Origin of the sequence: Bacillus sp. HY001 (genome assembly GCF_007558965.1) — a bacterium.
Classification (GTDB): Bacteria; Bacillota; Bacilli; order Bacillales; family Bacillaceae_G; genus Bacillus_A; species Bacillus_A mobilis.
On the sequence record NZ_VLTE01000237.1, the window covers coordinates 20,369 to 35,827 of the forward strand.

Below are 15,459 nucleotides of genomic sequence, written 5' to 3' on the forward strand. Positions count from 1 at the left end.
GAAAGTGAAACATTTAGAAGATTGCTTAAATAAACGAGAATAGCGCAACATACTAGTGTAGAAGGGTAGGTGTAAACCGTTGTAGTAAAAATACGCAACGGGTAGAAATGGAAAATGAATCAAGAATTTTAATCGTAGACGATGAGGATCGTATTCGTCGTTTGTTGAAAATGTATTTAGAAAGAGAACAATACACAATTGAAGAAGCAGACAATGGCGATACAGCTTTAGAAATGGCGTTACAAAATGATTACGATTTGATCCTATTAGATCTTATGATGCCTGGTAAAGATGGTATTGAAGTGTGTAAAGGGGTTCGTGAGAAGAAAGCGACGCCAATTATTATGCTGACAGCAAAGGGTGAAGAGGTAAATCGAGTACAAGGGTTTGAGGTAGGAACTGATGATTATATTGTGAAACCATTTAGCCCACGTGAAGTAGTGCTTCGTGTGAAAGCGGTCTTACGCCGTTCTGTACCAACAACATTCTTTACACAAGATACAACGACAAAAGATGTTACTGTGTTCCCTCATTTAACAATTGATAATGATGCACACCGTGTTACAGCAGATGGTAATGAAGTGAACTTAACACCGAAAGAGTATGAATTACTATTATTCTTAGCGAAAGCGCCTGATAAAGTATTTGATCGTGAGCAATTGCTAAAAGAAGTATGGCAATATGAATTCTTCGGAGATTTACGTACAGTTGATACGCATGTAAAGCGTTTACGTGAGAAGTTAAGCAAAAAATCACCAGATGCTGCAAAGATGATTGTTACCGTTTGGGGCGTAGGTTACAAGTTTGAGGTTGTGAACGACTGATGCTTTGGAGAAGTGTAGTAGGGAAGTTATGGATGACCATATTACTTCTCGTTTCGTTTGTGCTTGGATTTGTTGCGATTTTACTTTCACAGTTTTTTAGAACATATTATGTTGATATGAGTGAAGCTAGGCTTCAAAAGGTTGCAACAAGTGTTTCAGAGTTAATTGAAGAAGGCGCCGATGTAAAAACGATTGAGAATATCGCGTACAAATTCTCTGATCCTCTTTCAAGGATTATTATTGTAGAAGATGGTAAAGAAATCTCTTCTTCGCCGAAACAAGAAGGGTTAGTTACTCTTACAATGGATGATTTGAAAGAAGATAAAGAATTAGCGGCTGTTTTTACAGACAAAAAAGAAATTAAGAATAACATTAGAAAAGCCTCTAATAGTAGAAAGAATAAAAACACTGAAAATGATATTATGATTGTCGGAAAACCAGTGCAGTCGAAAAATCAAAGTGCAGTGTTCGTATACGAATCTTTAAAAGTTCCGATACAAGGTATGGAGAGAACGACTGATTTTATATTCTTATCAGCAGGGATTGCGATTATATTAACAACTTTCTTTGCATTCTTCTTATCTACTCGAATTACAGCACCACTCCGTAAAATGCGTGAGGTTGCTTTTGAGGTGGCGCGTGGGAAGTTTGATGCGAAAGCTCCTATGGTATCCCAGGACGAGATTGGTGAGCTTGCAACAGCCTTAAATCAAATGGGAAAACAGTTGAAGTTTAATATGAATGCTCTGCAGCAAGAAAAAGAACAGTTAGCTAGTATTTTAAGTAGTATGGCAGATGGGGTTATTACGTTAAATCAAGAAGGTGAAGTCGTTGTAATCAATCCACCGGCTGAACATTTCTTACAAGTTTGGCAAGAAGAAAAAGAAATAGAGCTAAGTAAAAAGCTACCTTCTGAACTTGTTGAACTATTCCATCTCGTTGTAGAAAGTGAACAACAACAAGTAGTTGAAATTAACTTACAAAAAGGGAACTATGTAGTTCTTATGACGCCGCTTTACAACCAAACGAAAATTCGCGGGGCGGTAGCTGTATTGCGTGATATGACGGAAGAACGTCGTCTTGAGAAAATGCGTCAAGACTTTATTGCGAACGTATCACATGAACTCCGTACACCGATGGTAATGCTTCAAGGATATAGTGAAGCGATTTTAGATGATATTGTGCAAACGAAAGAAGAAATTAATGAGTTTGTTCAAATCATTTATGATGAATCCGTTCGTTTAGGTAAACTTGTAAATGAATTATTAGACTTAGCGCGTATGGAAAGTGGTAATGTAGAGTTACATATAGGTGAAGTTGATATTCATCCTTTCGTTGAAAAAATAGGCCGTAAATTCCAAGGAATTGCAAAGGATAAAGAAGTCGCATTAACGGTTGATTTCCAAAATCCAATTGAGCAATACCCGTTTGATGCAGATCGTATGGAACAAGTATTGACGAATTTAATTGATAACGCAATTCGTCATACGAATGCAGGTGGACATGTAACGCTTGTAATTGATATGAAAAATAATGGTCTTATTTTTGAAGTACAAGATTCGGGTGCTGGCATTCCAGAAGAAGATATTCCATTTTTATTCGATCGTTTCTACAAAGCTGATAAAGCAAGAACACGTGGGAAAAAAGTTGGAACCGGACTCGGGCTTGCGATTGCAAAAAATATTGTACAAGGCCATGATGGCAAAATTGCTGTTTCAAGTGTTGTTGGAGAGGGAACTACATTCTCTGTATATTTACCCAATCGTATAATTTAGATATACGTTTTAAAAGTTGATAATGAATAAAGTTCTACTGTTTTTTATTTTTTTGTAAAATCAATTAAATAAATAATAGTAGAACTTTTTTCTATCTTAGTCGAATGAAGAATAATAAGAGGGGTGTCGTGAAGCGATGAAATTATACACGAAAACAGGAGATAAAGGGACAACAAGTGTAATAGGCGGCAGAGTGGATAAAGATAATATCAGAGTTGAAGCATATGGCACGATAGATGAGGCGAATTCTCATATTGGATATGCAATGACGAAGCTACAAGGCGGGTCTTTCGGAGAAATTTACAATGAACTTGAAAATATTCAACATGAACTATTTGATTGTGGGGGAGATTTGGCGGTAGTAGAGAGGAAAATTCCTTATAAAGTAACGATTGAAATGGTCGAAAGCTTAGAAAGAAGGATTGATTCGTATATAGAAGAAGCCCCGCCGTTAGAGCGCTTTATTTTACCAGGTGGAAGCGAAGCGGCAGCTGCTATTCATATGGCACGTACAGTTGTAAGGCGAGCAGAACGCTGTATAGTATCCTTGCAAAAAGAAGGGGAAATAAATGAAGTTGTTCTAAAGTATGTAAATAGATTATCTGATTATTTGTTTGCGGTAGCTAGAATAGTAAACGCTCGATTACAAGTAAAAGATGTGGAGTATAATCGCAGTGCAATCGTTTTTCGTGATAAAAAAGAGAAGGAAGTGGAGTGATTCACTTTCTTTTTTTGTATACTTTTTTCTGTAATATACCAAAATAGAGAAGGTATGGTGTTAATTAGAAAACGGAGGATGTATATGAAAGTGTTAAAATGTGGTGTCATGTTATTGATAGTACTGTTTTTATCTCAATTACATGTGTACGCAGAGGGAAATCAATGGACATGGCCTGTTGAAGGGCAGATAAGTGATTATTTTGGGACAAGGCACGGAAAACACTACGGTATAGATATAGCGGCACCGATTGGCGCGCCTGTGGCAGCTATTCAAGATGGTAAGGTAACAAAGTCTTATTATTCAAGTAGTTATGGAAACGTTGTATTTATTAAACATGGAGAATATGAGGCCGTGTATGCACATTTAAATAAGAGATATGTAGTTCAAGGGGATTATATTTCAAAAGGAGAAATAATTGGAGAAGTAGGAAATACAGGAGAATCGAGAGGTGCACACTTACATTTAGAAGTTCATCAAGGGAGATGGACGATGGCGAAAAAGAATGCGATGAATCCATTGCTTGTTTTACATGAACAGAGAAATGAAGTCGTTTCCTCATCCTTATATGTCGTCCAAAAAGGGGACACTTTAGTTAGTATTGCACGGAAATTTAGTATGTCAGTTAAGGAAGTTAAAGAAAAAAATGGACTGCAGCAAGATCGGATTTATCCAAATCAACAATTATACGTAAAGTAAAGAAGAGCTAGTTTAACTAGCTCTTCTTTTACCAAAAAATAAAGACACATATAAATCCAGAAATAGCTAAGTAGCTATATAAGTAAAATACTTTTGTTCTTGTTTTTTCGTTTGTCCGAAACAGTACAATTGTTGGTTCAATTAAACCGATTGTCAAACAAAGTAGACCAAGAAGCATACAACCGATTGAAATGGAGTACAGGGCAATTTGTGGTGCTTGAAATGGAATCATCCATTTTAATAAAAATGCAATAAGTGCAGTGTAGCAAATGCTGCCGATGTATTTATTCAACGGTGCATTAGAACGGAACCCTGGAAGTTTTTTTAAGAAAGAGCGGGAAACAACTTCAGTTTGTAAAGATGTATGCTCTTCAATTATTTTTTGAGCTTCTTTTCCTTTTTGGAAAAGGGATAATATCCAGTTTCGCTCCCCTTGAAAAATAAATTGTGAAGTTGTCAAGTAGTGATCAATCTTCACTTTATTCCAACTCTTCCACGGATGACGCTCACACAATTTTAATTTACTCTCTGTTTTTTTATCATACTGATAAATACTGATGCCATCTTCATCGAAAGCAGCATAGTATGTCTCGCTTGAGAATGTGCCTAAATCAATTGGACAGTGGAAAAGTAATTCTTTTTTTAAGTAAAAGTATTCTTTTCTTAAGTTTTTTTTCATTGCTTCTCGAATAGAGTGTCTCTTTTCTTTCTTCATGACATTTCCTCCATAATCCAGAAAATGTTCTTATCTTAACAATTCAACATCTTATCACTTTTAACTATATATGACTAGTGGATTCATAGGAGAAATGCCTAATACTAAAAAATATGGGGTGTATTGTAAAGTATAGTGATTGGTTTCAATTATATAAAATTAACAACTTATTTTTAATAAGTTACACTTTTTTTGTTCACAACACGATCATGTTGTTGTATAATGAAGTGGAAAATAGAATATCGGTCTATCTTCGGGGCAGGGTGAAAATCCCGACCGGCGGTGATGAACTATATGTGATTTTGTTCTAAGCCCGCGAGCCGTTAAGGCAGGATTTGGTGTGATTCCAAAGCCGACAGTATAGTCTGGATGGGAGAAGATGGAGGTTCAAGCGTTCAAAAAAGATATGGATTTGAACGTCTGTTTGATGTGCCTTAAATTCTCCCTTTGTGTAAAACACAAAGGGTTTTTTCGTTCTATGAAAAAGTAGGCATAGCAGAACCTTTCCACTTTCCATGAGAAGATCGATGGAAAAGGAGAGAGAAAGATGAAACAAAAAAACAGTGTAGTGCAGATGGTGAGTGTAGCGATGCTAAGTAGTATTGCATATTTACTGATGATGTTGGATTTCCCGTTTCCAGGGCTTCCGCCATTTTTAAAAATTGATTTTAGTGATGTACCAGCTTTAATTGCTGCGATTATTTTTGGACCAGTTGCAGGGATAATTGTAGAGGCGATAAAGAATATTTTACATTACGGGATTCAAGGGAGTTTAACGGGAGTACCAGTTGGAGAAATTGCCAACTTTATTGCAGGATGTTTATTTATTGGACCGGCAGCTTTCTTATTTAGAAAGTATCGTACTGTTAAGAGTTTAACGACAGGATTAATGCTAGGGACAATTACAATGGCGCTCATCATGAGTGTATTAAATTACATCATTATATTCCCAGCTTACACTTGGTTTTTAAATTCACCAGCTATGTCTAGCGAGGCTATAAAAACAACGGTTGTAACGGCAATCTTACCATTTAATTTGATTAAAGGAATTGTTGTGACAATTGTATTTGTAGCGTTATTCTCACGCCTGAAAGTATGGGTGTTTGCAAAAATGAAAAATGCATAAAATATAAAATAAAACCATTAGTAGTATGGAACTACTAATGGTTTTTTATTAAATAGAATGAAAATAGAAAACAAAAAATATCCCTCATATTAATGAGGGATATTTTTTGAAGTTAATAAAAAACTATTCGAATTTTAAAGAGTCGCCGTCGAATGATTCGTCAGCAACTTTAATTGAGTCAGTTGGACAACCTTCGAATGCATCCATCATATCTTCAATTAATACATCTGGAATTTCAACGATACCTTGGTTATCGTCTAACGTTACAAATGCAATACCTTCATCATCATAATCATAAATGTCTGGTGCAGCAGCGCCGCAAGCACCACATGCGATACAAGTATCTTTATCAACGATTGTATATTTTGCCATCTTTTTTCCCTCCTGATAATATGTATGTGAAAAGCTCGCCATAAAAATTATAACCTTATTGTAAAACGGTTTTTAAAACTTTTCAACATAAAATTATAATGATAATCCTTATCAATTAGAGTGTCAACTAATTTTTGCATTATGTCACAAGATTTTCAAAATACGTAAATGTTATTTCGTTTGGTACAATATACTATATACAAGTACATAGTGCCGATATGATAAGTTTAATCGTGCAATCATATTAAAAAGTAACTAAGTTAGATTGAAAGGTGGAAGCGGTAATGCAACTACAATATACTGTATTGTATTGTTTAAAACAATTGAATGGTGAAAGGACCGTTTCTTCTATTTATTATTTATTAAAAGGAAAACGATCTTCACAAACGTTACAAGATGGAAATATGTTCCGAATTTCTTTTTTGTTTGGAATATATAAATCGTTAAATAGAACAGATTATGATCGTGAAGTTGCAAAGTTGTTGCAAGCAGATTTGATTCAAGAAATACATGAAAATACATATTTGTTAACATCTAAAGGTAAAGTGCAGTTACAAACATGGGAGGAAGTGTATGCTTTTCCCGCGCATTTACATGGTTTGCACTATGGAGAATTAGGTGAAACATTTTGGAAAAGAGTATCATTAATTATTCAAACTATATCTAATTTACAACAGAATAATACAAAGTTTATTCCTATTCAACAAGATACAGAAATAACGGTGTGGGTGAAACGCTTTTTAACAGGTATACCGTATAGGAGAAGTGAATTGGCTAAAAGATTATGGAAAGAAATACATAATCTTTTAGGAAAAGGTGATGTGGTAGAAGCGACAATTGTAACATATCGATTAACAGGATATGAACGTATCGGTTGTACATTGCAGCAATTAGCGGAAATTACGAAACAAGATATATTTCGGGTGTATTTTTTATTTTGGGGTACAATTCACTTCTTTATACAAGAAGTTCGCGATAAAGAAAATGAATTTCCGCTGTTAGCGGAAATTATATCTTACCCAAATGAGAGAGCTGAATTATTTAGTTTATCAACGAAAAAAACATATAATTTTTGGAGACAAGGACGTTCTTTAGAAGAAATAGCGACAATTAGAAATTTAAAGGTTGCAACGATAGAAGATCATTTTGTTGAAATTGCGTTGCGGGAAAAAGAGTTTTCAATCGAGATGTTTATGGAAAAAGATAAAATAGATAAAGTAACAAAAGTAATTGAAGCATTACAAACACGTAAGTTGCGTGAGTTGAAACAAGCGGTTGGAGAGGGGATTTCTTATTTTGAGGTCCGTCTTGTATTGGCGCGGATGGAGGGTATAAATGAAGCTTGAGGAATATTTATATAGATGGTTTGGATATTCTGAATTTCGACCAGGGCAAAAAGGGGTAATTACAGATTTATTAGAAGGAAAAGATGTTATAGCAATGCTCCCGACTGGAAGAGGGAAGTCTATGTGCTATCAACTTCCAGGGCTAATGCAAGAAGGAACAGTACTGGTTGTATCACCATTATTATCTTTGATGGAGGATCAGGTTACACAATTAAAATATGTTGTGAAAAACCGAGTAATAGCATTTAATAGTTTTCGGACATTACATGAAAAAAGAGAAGCGATGAAAAAATTAGCTTCATATAAATTTATTTTTGTATCACCAGAGATGTTGCAGTCGGAAGTGTTAATAAGAGAATTGAAGAAAGTTCATATTTCATTATTTGTTGTGGATGAGGCTCATTGTATTTCACAATGGGGTTATGATTTTAGACCGGATTATAAAAAACTAAATGTAGTCATTGAGAATATCGGGTCTCCTACGGTGCTAGCATTAACGGCAACAGCGACGAAAGATGTGCTACGAGATATAGCGGAGAGTTTAGATTTGAAGAAAGTGACGCAGCATGTATACTCTATTGATCGTCCAAATATTGCAATGGAAGTACAATTTGTGGAGACGATAGAGGAGAAGAAAGAAGCGCTTTTGGATCAGGTGATGTATTTACAAGGGACAGGAATTGTATATTGTTCAAGTAGAGCGTGGACAGAACGTTTAACGGAATATTTAAGAGGAAAAGGCGTGACTGGTGTCGCTTTTTATCATGGTGGTATGGAACATGAAGAGCGTATGTTAATTCAACAACAGTTTATGAATGACCAGTTGCAGCTTGTAATATGTACAAGTGCTTTTGGTATGGGAGTAAATAAGTCGAATACGAGCTATATTATTCATTTCCATTATCCGACTAATATAGCTTCCTATTTACAAGAAATCGGAAGAGCTGGAAGAGATGGTGAACCGAGTATAGCTATCTTACTATGTAGTCCGTTAGATCACGATTTGCCAATTTCAATAATTGAAGATGAATTGCCAAGTCAGTCGCAAATACAATTTTTATTTTCTTTACTACAAGAAAGAATGTTTCAAACGAAAGAATTACCAATAGAAGAGGTAGAAGAAATTTGTTATAATGCAGCAAGATTTAATGAACAATATTGGCGTTTCATCCGCTATCATCTTGAGAAACTTGGAATCATACAACAGCGAAAATTAAAATTAAAGAGCTTGTCAGATGAAATTATGAACAGATTAATAGCTGAAGTAGAAATAAGGCTGCGTAATAAATATAGTGAGCTAGAAAACATGAAATCATGGATGCAAGTGAAAGGATGTAGACGTGAATATTTGCTGCAACAGTTCGGTTATAGAAAAGAGAACGAGTTAAAAAATTGCTGTGACTATTGTGGTATTACAAAAACAGATTATAAAAAAAGACAAGCGCAACAATCGGATTTCGACTATAATTGGGAAACAGAGTTACAAAAGCTTTTCGGTCTAGAAAAGATGGGGGAATGATGAACATTCAAAGGCATAATATTGAAGATATGAGTCCGAAAGAAATAAGGCTGAACCTGTATATCACACAGTTCATTATTATCGGTATCGGTTGTTTACTAGCATATATATTATTCCGAGATATAAAATCGGTGTATAGTCTGTGGAAATGGGAACCGGTGTCTATACTTATAATAGGTGGCTTATTAGCGATTGGTATTGTGTTATTAGATTATGTTGCAATGCGAGTATTTCCAGAGTCTTGGTTTGATGATGGTGGTATTAACGATAGAATGTTTCAAGGAATGTCAGTTATGCATCTACTCGTTATTACGTTCATTATCGGTTTTGCAGAAGAATTTCTATTTAGAGGTGTAGTGCAGACTCACTTTGGAATTGTAATAGCGAGTTTAGTATTTGCAGTATTACATATTCGGTATATAAAAAAGCCATTTTTGTTTTGTTTCGTCTGTTTCATTAGTTTTGTCTTTGGTTATGTATTTGAATGGACAGGAAATTTGTTTATAACAATCTTTGCACACTTTCTTGTTGATTTTATAATGGGACTCCAATTAAGAAAATAAATGGAAGGTGGTGGTGAACAACATGAGAAAACGAATTCCTGATTTTGAAGAGGAATTAGAAGTTGAGCGAGTGGAAGAAAAAGAAAGTTTACCGCCGCGTAGTGAAATTCATAGAAATAAAGAGAAAAAAGAAAAGTTTAAAATGAATCATATTTTCGTCCGAGTTTTAACATTTCTATTCATATTACTACCAATTAGTATCTTATGGTATACAGATAAATATATTCAGGTGAAAAGTGATGGTAATAACGCTGGGAAAAGTGCGTTTGAGGTCATTTTCTTTGATTCAGCTAAATCTGAATCCGGGGCACCATCTGAGAAAGTAGTAACGCATACGGTGAAAGAGGGAGAAACTTTAGAAAGTATAGCGAAGCAATATTTTTCAGATGAAACTGGGATCGAAGTGATTAAAAAGTATAATGATTTACAAGAAGATGAAGTGAATATAGGTCAAGAATTAAAAATTCCGATAAAAGATAATTCCGCAAAGCAGGATAGCTAGTAACATACCTACTATATAAATTGAGGATTCTCTTTATGAGGAGGGGAGTAAAAAATATATGATATGGATTATCTTATTAAGTACTCTCATATGTATTGGTATTATATTTCTTCTTGTAATGTATACAGAAGCGATGCGTAATACTGTGTTAGAACATACTTTAATATTTGAAGAATTTCCGGAAAGTTTTCAAGAAGTAAAGGTGTTTTTTATTTCTGATATTCATAGAAGGGTCATTTCAAGTTCGTTAATTGAACAAGTAAAAGGAAAAGTAGACCTTGTAATTATTGGTGGTGATTTAGCGGAAAGAGGCGTCCCTTTATCAAAAATCTCCGCAAATATACAAAAGTTAAGAGCGATAGCTCCTGTATATTTTGTATGGGGAAATAATGATTATGAGATTGAATATCATGAATTAGATGCTTTGTTATTAGAAAATAATGTGAAAGTTTTAGATAATACAAGAGTTGTATTTGAGTCTGAACGAGGAGAAAAAATTTGTTTACTTGGTGTAGATGATGTTGGTTTAAAACGTGATCGTTTAGATTTGGCTTTGGCTGATTGCAAAGAAGATGGTTTTCGCATATTAATTAGCCATAACCCTGATATAATAAATAAAATGTCTGGAGAAGAACAAATTTCACTTGTTTTAAGTGGACATACACATGGGGGACAGATTCGATTATTCCCATCTAAAAAACATTTAAAAGGTGGCGTATATAAGCATTCAAATATGACTCTTTTTGTTAGTAATGGGTATGGAACAACGTTGATTCCACTTCGCTTCCGAGCACCTGCTCAAACACATATTATTACGTTATGCGGAGGGAAATGATGCCAACTCTAAACGGGAAATATAACATAAAAGCTGTTTCGAATATAATTGGAATTCAGCCGAGTACGCTTCGTGCATGGGAGAGACGATATCAAATTATTGCCCCAAAGCGGAATCATGCGGGACATCGATTATATACAGAAGAGCATATTGAAGTTTTGAAATGGTTAATGGACAAGGTTTCTTCCGGCATGATGATTGGACAAGCAGTTCAATTATTAGAAGGGAATCGTTTGCAGCGTAGTGTTCAAAAAGAAATACATTTCGATAGAGAAGTTGTTTTAGTGGACGACTTACTACAAGCTTTGTTAAAATTTGATGAAATTACAACTTCTGCATTGTTAAACGAGGCTTTTAGTATTTATGCAACAGAAAAAGTTATAGCAAGTATTGTTCTTCAAGTGTCAAATAAATTGTTAACGTTAAAAAATAATAATGAAGTTACATTGATGCAATTTCAATATGTCGTATCATTTTTACAAACTCGACTAGGAATGGTGTATCATAATGCATCATCATTTTCTTCTATACACAAAGTTGTCGTGTTAGAAAATAATATGTTGAAAGGGTTTGTTTTCTCAACGTATTTACGCTTAAAGGGATATGAGGTGATATATATTAGGTCAAGCTTAGTGGAAGATGGTATTTTGTTAGCTGCTGAGCAAATACAACCTACATATGTAGTAGTCTCTTTTGCTGACGGACGAGAACTTAAGAACGTGATGGACGACATGAATTTGTTGCAAGAAAAAAATGAGAACCTTTCGGTTGGGTTTATAGGAGAAATAAGTGCTCAAGATCAGTTGAACATTCAAACACGCCTAATTGGTGATACGAAAGAAGAATGGGATGATTGGTTAAAAATGTTAGAATAGTTGTTCGAAAAGAACCATCTATTTTCTATTTCATATAATAAAAATTATATTCATTGGTTACGTAGGGAGGGTATGAGATGAGGCTGGAACGATTAAATTACAATAAGATAAAAATTTTCTTAACATTTGATGATTTATCTGAACGAGGATTAACGAAAGAAGATTTGTGGAGAAATGCACCGAAAGTACAGCAATTATTTCGTGATATGATGCAGGAAGCAAATAAGGAACTAGGATTTGAAGCGGATGGTCCGATTGCAGTTGAAGTATTTTCTCTACAAGCGCAAGGAATGGTCGTAATTGTAACGAAAGAACATCAAGATGTGGATACAGATGATGAGTTCCGTGACGAGTTTATTGAAATGCAAGTGACTCTAGATGAAAGCGAGCATATACTTTATGAGTTTGCTACACTAGATGATGTAATTAACCTGTCGAATCGTTTATATAACCTTGATGTAACTGGCGGAAAACTATATACGTGGGATGGTCGTTTCTATCTTTGGATGGAAGAAGAGGAGCAAGTTCAATTACTGAAGGCAGATTTTATAGCTATTTTAGCGGAATATGGTAATCCGTCTACAGCAACTATTTATCGTCTAATGGAGTATGGTAAAGAATTAATGGCTTCTCAAGCAATTGAACAAATACACAATTACTTTGTGAAAAAACAAAACCTTAGCTAATATAACAAAGCTAAGGTTTTGTTTTTTATTTGGAAAAATCTAAAATATTGGTCTGAAAATGTCAAAATGATCAATGGTAAAGTGGGAATCATCAATACTGGGGCGTTTTTGCTTAAAAGTATCTTCTTAAGGTGTTGTATATAAGTAAAATAAAAAATATTTAAATATTTAAGTATTTTACTTTTCTAAAAGTGATAAAAGGACTATAATGATAGTGAAAACGCTTGCAACAGAAAATAGTTTGTATATATTTGTTAGCGTTTTCTATTGCATTCCAAATTTAACGGTGTATACTAGGCAATGAAGGTTTACTAAACAAGTGAAATTACAGGGGGTTTACTTACTATGGTAGCCGAAAAGGGAACTCAAACAAAAACACAACAACAAAGGGAACAACATTTTGAATTATTGAATTCGACACAAATTGTTATTAGTGAAGCATTAGAAAAATTGGGTTATCCAAACGAAGTATATGAATTATTAAAAGAACCAATTCGTATGATGACAGTGAAAATACCAGTTCGTATGGATGACGGGACTGTTAAAATATTTACAGGATATCGTGCACAACATAATGATGCTGTTGGTCCAACGAAAGGTGGAATTCGCTTCCATCCGAATGTAACAGAAAATGAAGTGAAAGCACTTTCAATCTGGATGAGTTTAAAGTGTGGTATTGTTGATTTACCATACGGTGGAGGTAAAGGTGGAATTATTTGTGACCCACGTGAAATGTCATTCCGTGAGTTAGAAAGATTAAGCCGCGGTTATGTACGAGCAATTAGCCAAATCGTAGGACCGACAAAAGACATTCCAGCTCCAGATGTATTCACAAACTCTCAGATTATGGCATGGATGATGGATGAGTATAGCCGTATCGATGAATTTAATTCACCAGGATTTATTACAGGTAAGCCACTTGTATTAGGTGGATCACATGGACGTGAAACAGCAACAGCGAAAGGTGTAACAATTTGTATTCGCGAAGCTGCAAAAAAACGCGACATTGATATTAAAGGTGCACGCGTTGTTGTTCAAGGATTCGGTAATGCTGGAAGCTTCTTAGCTAAATTTATGCATGATGCAGGAGCGAAAGTTATTGCAATCTCGGATGCTTACGGTGCATTGCATGATCCAAACGGATTAGATATTGATTATTTATTAGACCGTCGTGATAGCTTCGGTACAGTAACAAAACTATTTAATAATACAATTTCAAACAAAGAATTGTTAGAACTTGATTGCGACATTTTAGTTCCAGCTGCAATTGAGAACCAAATTACAGAAGAAAATGCTAACAATATTAAAGCGAAAATCGTTGTTGAAGCTGCAAATGGTCCAACAACATTAGAAGCAACTAAAATTTTAACAGATCGCGGCATTTTACTTGTTCCGGACGTATTAGCAAGTGCTGGTGGTGTAACAGTATCTTACTTTGAGTGGGTACAAAATAACCAAGGTTACTACTGGACTGAGGAAGAAGTAGAACAACGTTTAGAAAAAGTAATGGTAAGATCATTTGATTCTATTTATGAAACAGCACAAGTTCGTAAAGTGAATATGCGCTTAGCGGCGTATATGGTTGGTGTTCGTAAAATGGCTGAAGCAAGTCGCTTCAGAGGTTGGGTATAATATTATATTATGAGAAAACGTGATTCCTTTCGAGGGAATCACGTTTTTTTGTTGAAGTATAAGAATGAGGTGGTGTATATGGAAAATGAAATGATGGAACGAGTAGAACAATTAGAAGAAAAAGTTAAGAGGTTAGAGGGAGAACTTGCGAGAACGACGAAAGCCCCAAAAACAAGTATCGTTCGGGTGTTCGGGGAAGGACTGCTGTTTTTAATATTTGGTGCGGTTATAGTAGGACCAATTATCGCTGTTATATTGGTAATTATTAATTGGTTTGTTGAAAAATAAAATAAAAATAAAAAAGAACGCTTGTTCTACACGAACAAACGTGCTATACTTTCCTTAGATAAACAAAACGGAAATGATTTTAAGGAGAGATAAATGATGAAAATGACAGTAGACCAAAGATTTATGATGCCAGCAGATGTTGTAGAACGAGTGGAAGTATTAAGAAACAAACAAAGTAAGCGTGGCACATTATTACAATCAGTAAATAAATTTTTCGGTTTAGATACGAAAGAAGATTGTGTTTGGTTTTACGGTTTTTATGGAGTTGCTGTAAGTATTTTATTATTTATGGTATTCACATCAAATATTTTCGATTTTCTCTTCGCGTAAGAAATATGCGATAAGGACATTGCTACCGAATACATATATAAAGAAGTAAGGTAATCTTCTGAAGTGGGAGTTGGTAGTAATGGCGATGTTTCCTATAGAGCGTAACTATATTGGGTATGGAAGTTCACGACCGGGAATTCCTCTTTCTAAAGTAAGATTTATTGTAAGTCATGATACGGGGAACCCTGGTAGCAATGCGCTAGGGAATCGGGATTACTTTAATGAAATACAACCGAAAGCTTCGGCACATACATTTATAGATGATAAAACAATATTGGAAATTGTTCCTATAAATGAAGTAGCCTATCATGTTCGATATGGTGTGCCGACAGATAATGACTTATATGGTTATGATGCCAATAAGGCTGCCATTGGAGTGGAACTTTGTTATGGCGGTGATGTTAACTTTTGGGAAGCATATACCCGTTTTACGTGGTATCATGCGTATTTATGTCAAAACTTCGGCTTGAATCCGAAAAAAGATATCGTATCACATAAAACACTTGACCCAGCTAGAAAGATTGATCCTGAAAATGTATTAGGGAAACAAGGTATTAAATTTCAGCAGTTTTTAGCAGATGTCTATCGGATGTACGTTTCGTTTAGATGACAAATATATGAAAAATGAATACAATAAAGATAGGTGCCTACTGC

At 34.8% G+C, this 15,459-nt stretch carries 18 protein-coding genes and 1 riboswitch; of the genes, 16 read left to right on the forward strand and 2 right to left on the reverse strand.

Going from position 1 to position 15,459, the window contains the following annotated elements; genetic code table 11:
* Positions 1 to 107 precede the first annotated feature (107 nt).
* The 4 genes from resD to FOT98_RS30860 all read left to right on the forward strand — a co-directional run bounded on the left by resD (position 108) and on the right by FOT98_RS30860 (position 4,016).
* A complete protein-coding gene (resD, locus tag FOT98_RS30845; RefSeq protein WP_000426862.1) occupies positions 108 to 824 on the forward strand; it encodes a DNA-binding response regulator ResD in 717 nt (238 codons plus the stop codon).
* Complete coding sequence (gene resE, locus FOT98_RS30850) at positions 824 to 2,599, forward strand: sensor histidine kinase ResE (RefSeq protein WP_080467683.1); 1,776 nt, start codon at positions 824 to 826, stop codon at positions 2,597 to 2,599. Before resD ends, resE begins: the two co-directional genes overlap by 1 nt.
* A gap of 136 nt (positions 2,600 to 2,735) precedes the next feature.
* Complete coding sequence (locus FOT98_RS30855) at positions 2,736 to 3,317, forward strand: cob(I)yrinic acid a,c-diamide adenosyltransferase (protein WP_063261771.1); 582 nt, start codon at positions 2,736 to 2,738, stop codon at positions 3,315 to 3,317.
* 84 nt (positions 3,318 to 3,401) lie between these two features.
* Positions 3,402 to 4,016, forward strand: coding sequence for a peptidoglycan DD-metalloendopeptidase family protein (locus FOT98_RS30860; RefSeq protein WP_063261770.1), 615 nt, complete (start codon positions 3,402 to 3,404; stop codon positions 4,014 to 4,016).
* Between the two features lie 28 nt (positions 4,017 to 4,044).
* On the opposite strand, the gene FOT98_RS30865 is transcribed toward FOT98_RS30860, so the two are convergent.
* On the reverse strand, positions 4,045 to 4,731 hold the full coding sequence (locus FOT98_RS30865; protein ID WP_061677822.1) for a hypothetical protein: 687 nt from the start codon (positions 4,729 to 4,731) through the stop codon (positions 4,045 to 4,047).
* 245 nt (positions 4,732 to 4,976) lie between these two features.
* A riboswitch (FMN riboswitch) is annotated at positions 4,977 to 5,116 on the forward strand.
* A 162-nt stretch (positions 5,117 to 5,278) separates the two neighbouring features.
* On the opposite strand from FOT98_RS30865, the gene FOT98_RS30870 reads away from it, so the two are divergent.
* Entirely contained in the window at positions 5,279 to 5,857 is a 579-nt protein-coding gene (locus FOT98_RS30870) for an ECF transporter S component (protein WP_000810850.1), read from the forward strand.
* A 123-nt stretch (positions 5,858 to 5,980) separates the two neighbouring features.
* Here FOT98_RS30870 and FOT98_RS30875 read toward each other — a convergent pair whose 3' ends face one another.
* The gene (locus FOT98_RS30875) at positions 5,981 to 6,229 is read right to left on the reverse strand and encodes a ferredoxin (protein WP_001151994.1); all 249 of its coding nucleotides are present in this window, start codon (positions 6,227 to 6,229) and stop codon (positions 5,981 to 5,983) included.
* Between the two features lie 284 nt (positions 6,230 to 6,513).
* Here FOT98_RS30875 and FOT98_RS30880 point away from each other — a divergent pair, with 284 nt between their 5' ends.
* From FOT98_RS30880 to FOT98_RS30930, 11 genes are all read left to right on the forward strand, one after another.
* On the forward strand, positions 6,514 to 7,575 hold the full coding sequence (locus tag FOT98_RS30880; protein WP_063261769.1) for a YpbB family protein: 1,062 nt from the start codon (positions 6,514 to 6,516) through the stop codon (positions 7,573 to 7,575).
* Positions 7,565 to 9,094, forward strand: a complete 1,530-nt coding sequence (locus tag FOT98_RS30885; RefSeq protein ID WP_063261768.1) for a RecQ family ATP-dependent DNA helicase — start codon at positions 7,565 to 7,567, stop codon at positions 9,092 to 9,094. Before FOT98_RS30880 ends, FOT98_RS30885 begins: the two co-directional genes overlap by 11 nt.
* Positions 9,094 to 9,657, forward strand: a complete 564-nt coding sequence (locus FOT98_RS30890; protein WP_061677819.1) for a CPBP family intramembrane glutamic endopeptidase — start codon at positions 9,094 to 9,096, stop codon at positions 9,655 to 9,657. The genes FOT98_RS30885 and FOT98_RS30890 overlap by 1 nt, the downstream gene beginning before the upstream one ends.
* A gap of 22 nt (positions 9,658 to 9,679) precedes the next feature.
* Positions 9,680 to 10,159: a LysM peptidoglycan-binding domain-containing protein gene (locus tag FOT98_RS30895; RefSeq protein ID WP_061677818.1), complete on the forward strand. Its 480-nt coding sequence runs from the start codon at positions 9,680 to 9,682 to the stop codon at positions 10,157 to 10,159.
* A 58-nt stretch (positions 10,160 to 10,217) separates the two neighbouring features.
* Positions 10,218 to 10,994 (forward strand): metallophosphoesterase, encoded by a 777-nt coding sequence (locus tag FOT98_RS30900; RefSeq protein ID WP_063261767.1) that lies wholly within the window; start codon positions 10,218 to 10,220, stop codon positions 10,992 to 10,994.
* Complete coding sequence (locus tag FOT98_RS30905; protein ID WP_063261766.1) at positions 10,994 to 11,869, forward strand: MerR family transcriptional regulator; 876 nt, start codon at positions 10,994 to 10,996, stop codon at positions 11,867 to 11,869. Before FOT98_RS30900 ends, FOT98_RS30905 begins: the two co-directional genes overlap by 1 nt.
* A gap of 77 nt (positions 11,870 to 11,946) precedes the next feature.
* Positions 11,947 to 12,555 (forward strand): genetic competence negative regulator, encoded by a 609-nt coding sequence (locus tag FOT98_RS30910; RefSeq protein WP_001235391.1) that lies wholly within the window; start codon positions 11,947 to 11,949, stop codon positions 12,553 to 12,555.
* A gap of 345 nt (positions 12,556 to 12,900) precedes the next feature.
* Positions 12,901 to 14,187, forward strand: a complete 1,287-nt coding sequence (gene gudB / locus FOT98_RS30915; protein ID WP_000225171.1) for an NAD-specific glutamate dehydrogenase — start codon at positions 12,901 to 12,903, stop codon at positions 14,185 to 14,187.
* A gap of 78 nt (positions 14,188 to 14,265) precedes the next feature.
* Positions 14,266 to 14,475, forward strand: a complete 210-nt coding sequence (locus FOT98_RS30920; protein ID WP_061677815.1) for a hypothetical protein — start codon at positions 14,266 to 14,268, stop codon at positions 14,473 to 14,475.
* 93 nt (positions 14,476 to 14,568) lie between these two features.
* Positions 14,569 to 14,805 (forward strand): DUF3961 domain-containing protein, encoded by a 237-nt coding sequence (locus FOT98_RS30925; RefSeq protein ID WP_001983018.1) that lies wholly within the window; start codon positions 14,569 to 14,571, stop codon positions 14,803 to 14,805.
* 79 nt (positions 14,806 to 14,884) lie between these two features.
* Positions 14,885 to 15,415: a peptidoglycan recognition protein family protein gene (locus FOT98_RS30930; protein WP_063261765.1), complete on the forward strand. Its 531-nt coding sequence runs from the start codon at positions 14,885 to 14,887 to the stop codon at positions 15,413 to 15,415.
* Positions 15,416 to 15,459: the final 44 nt, after the last annotated feature.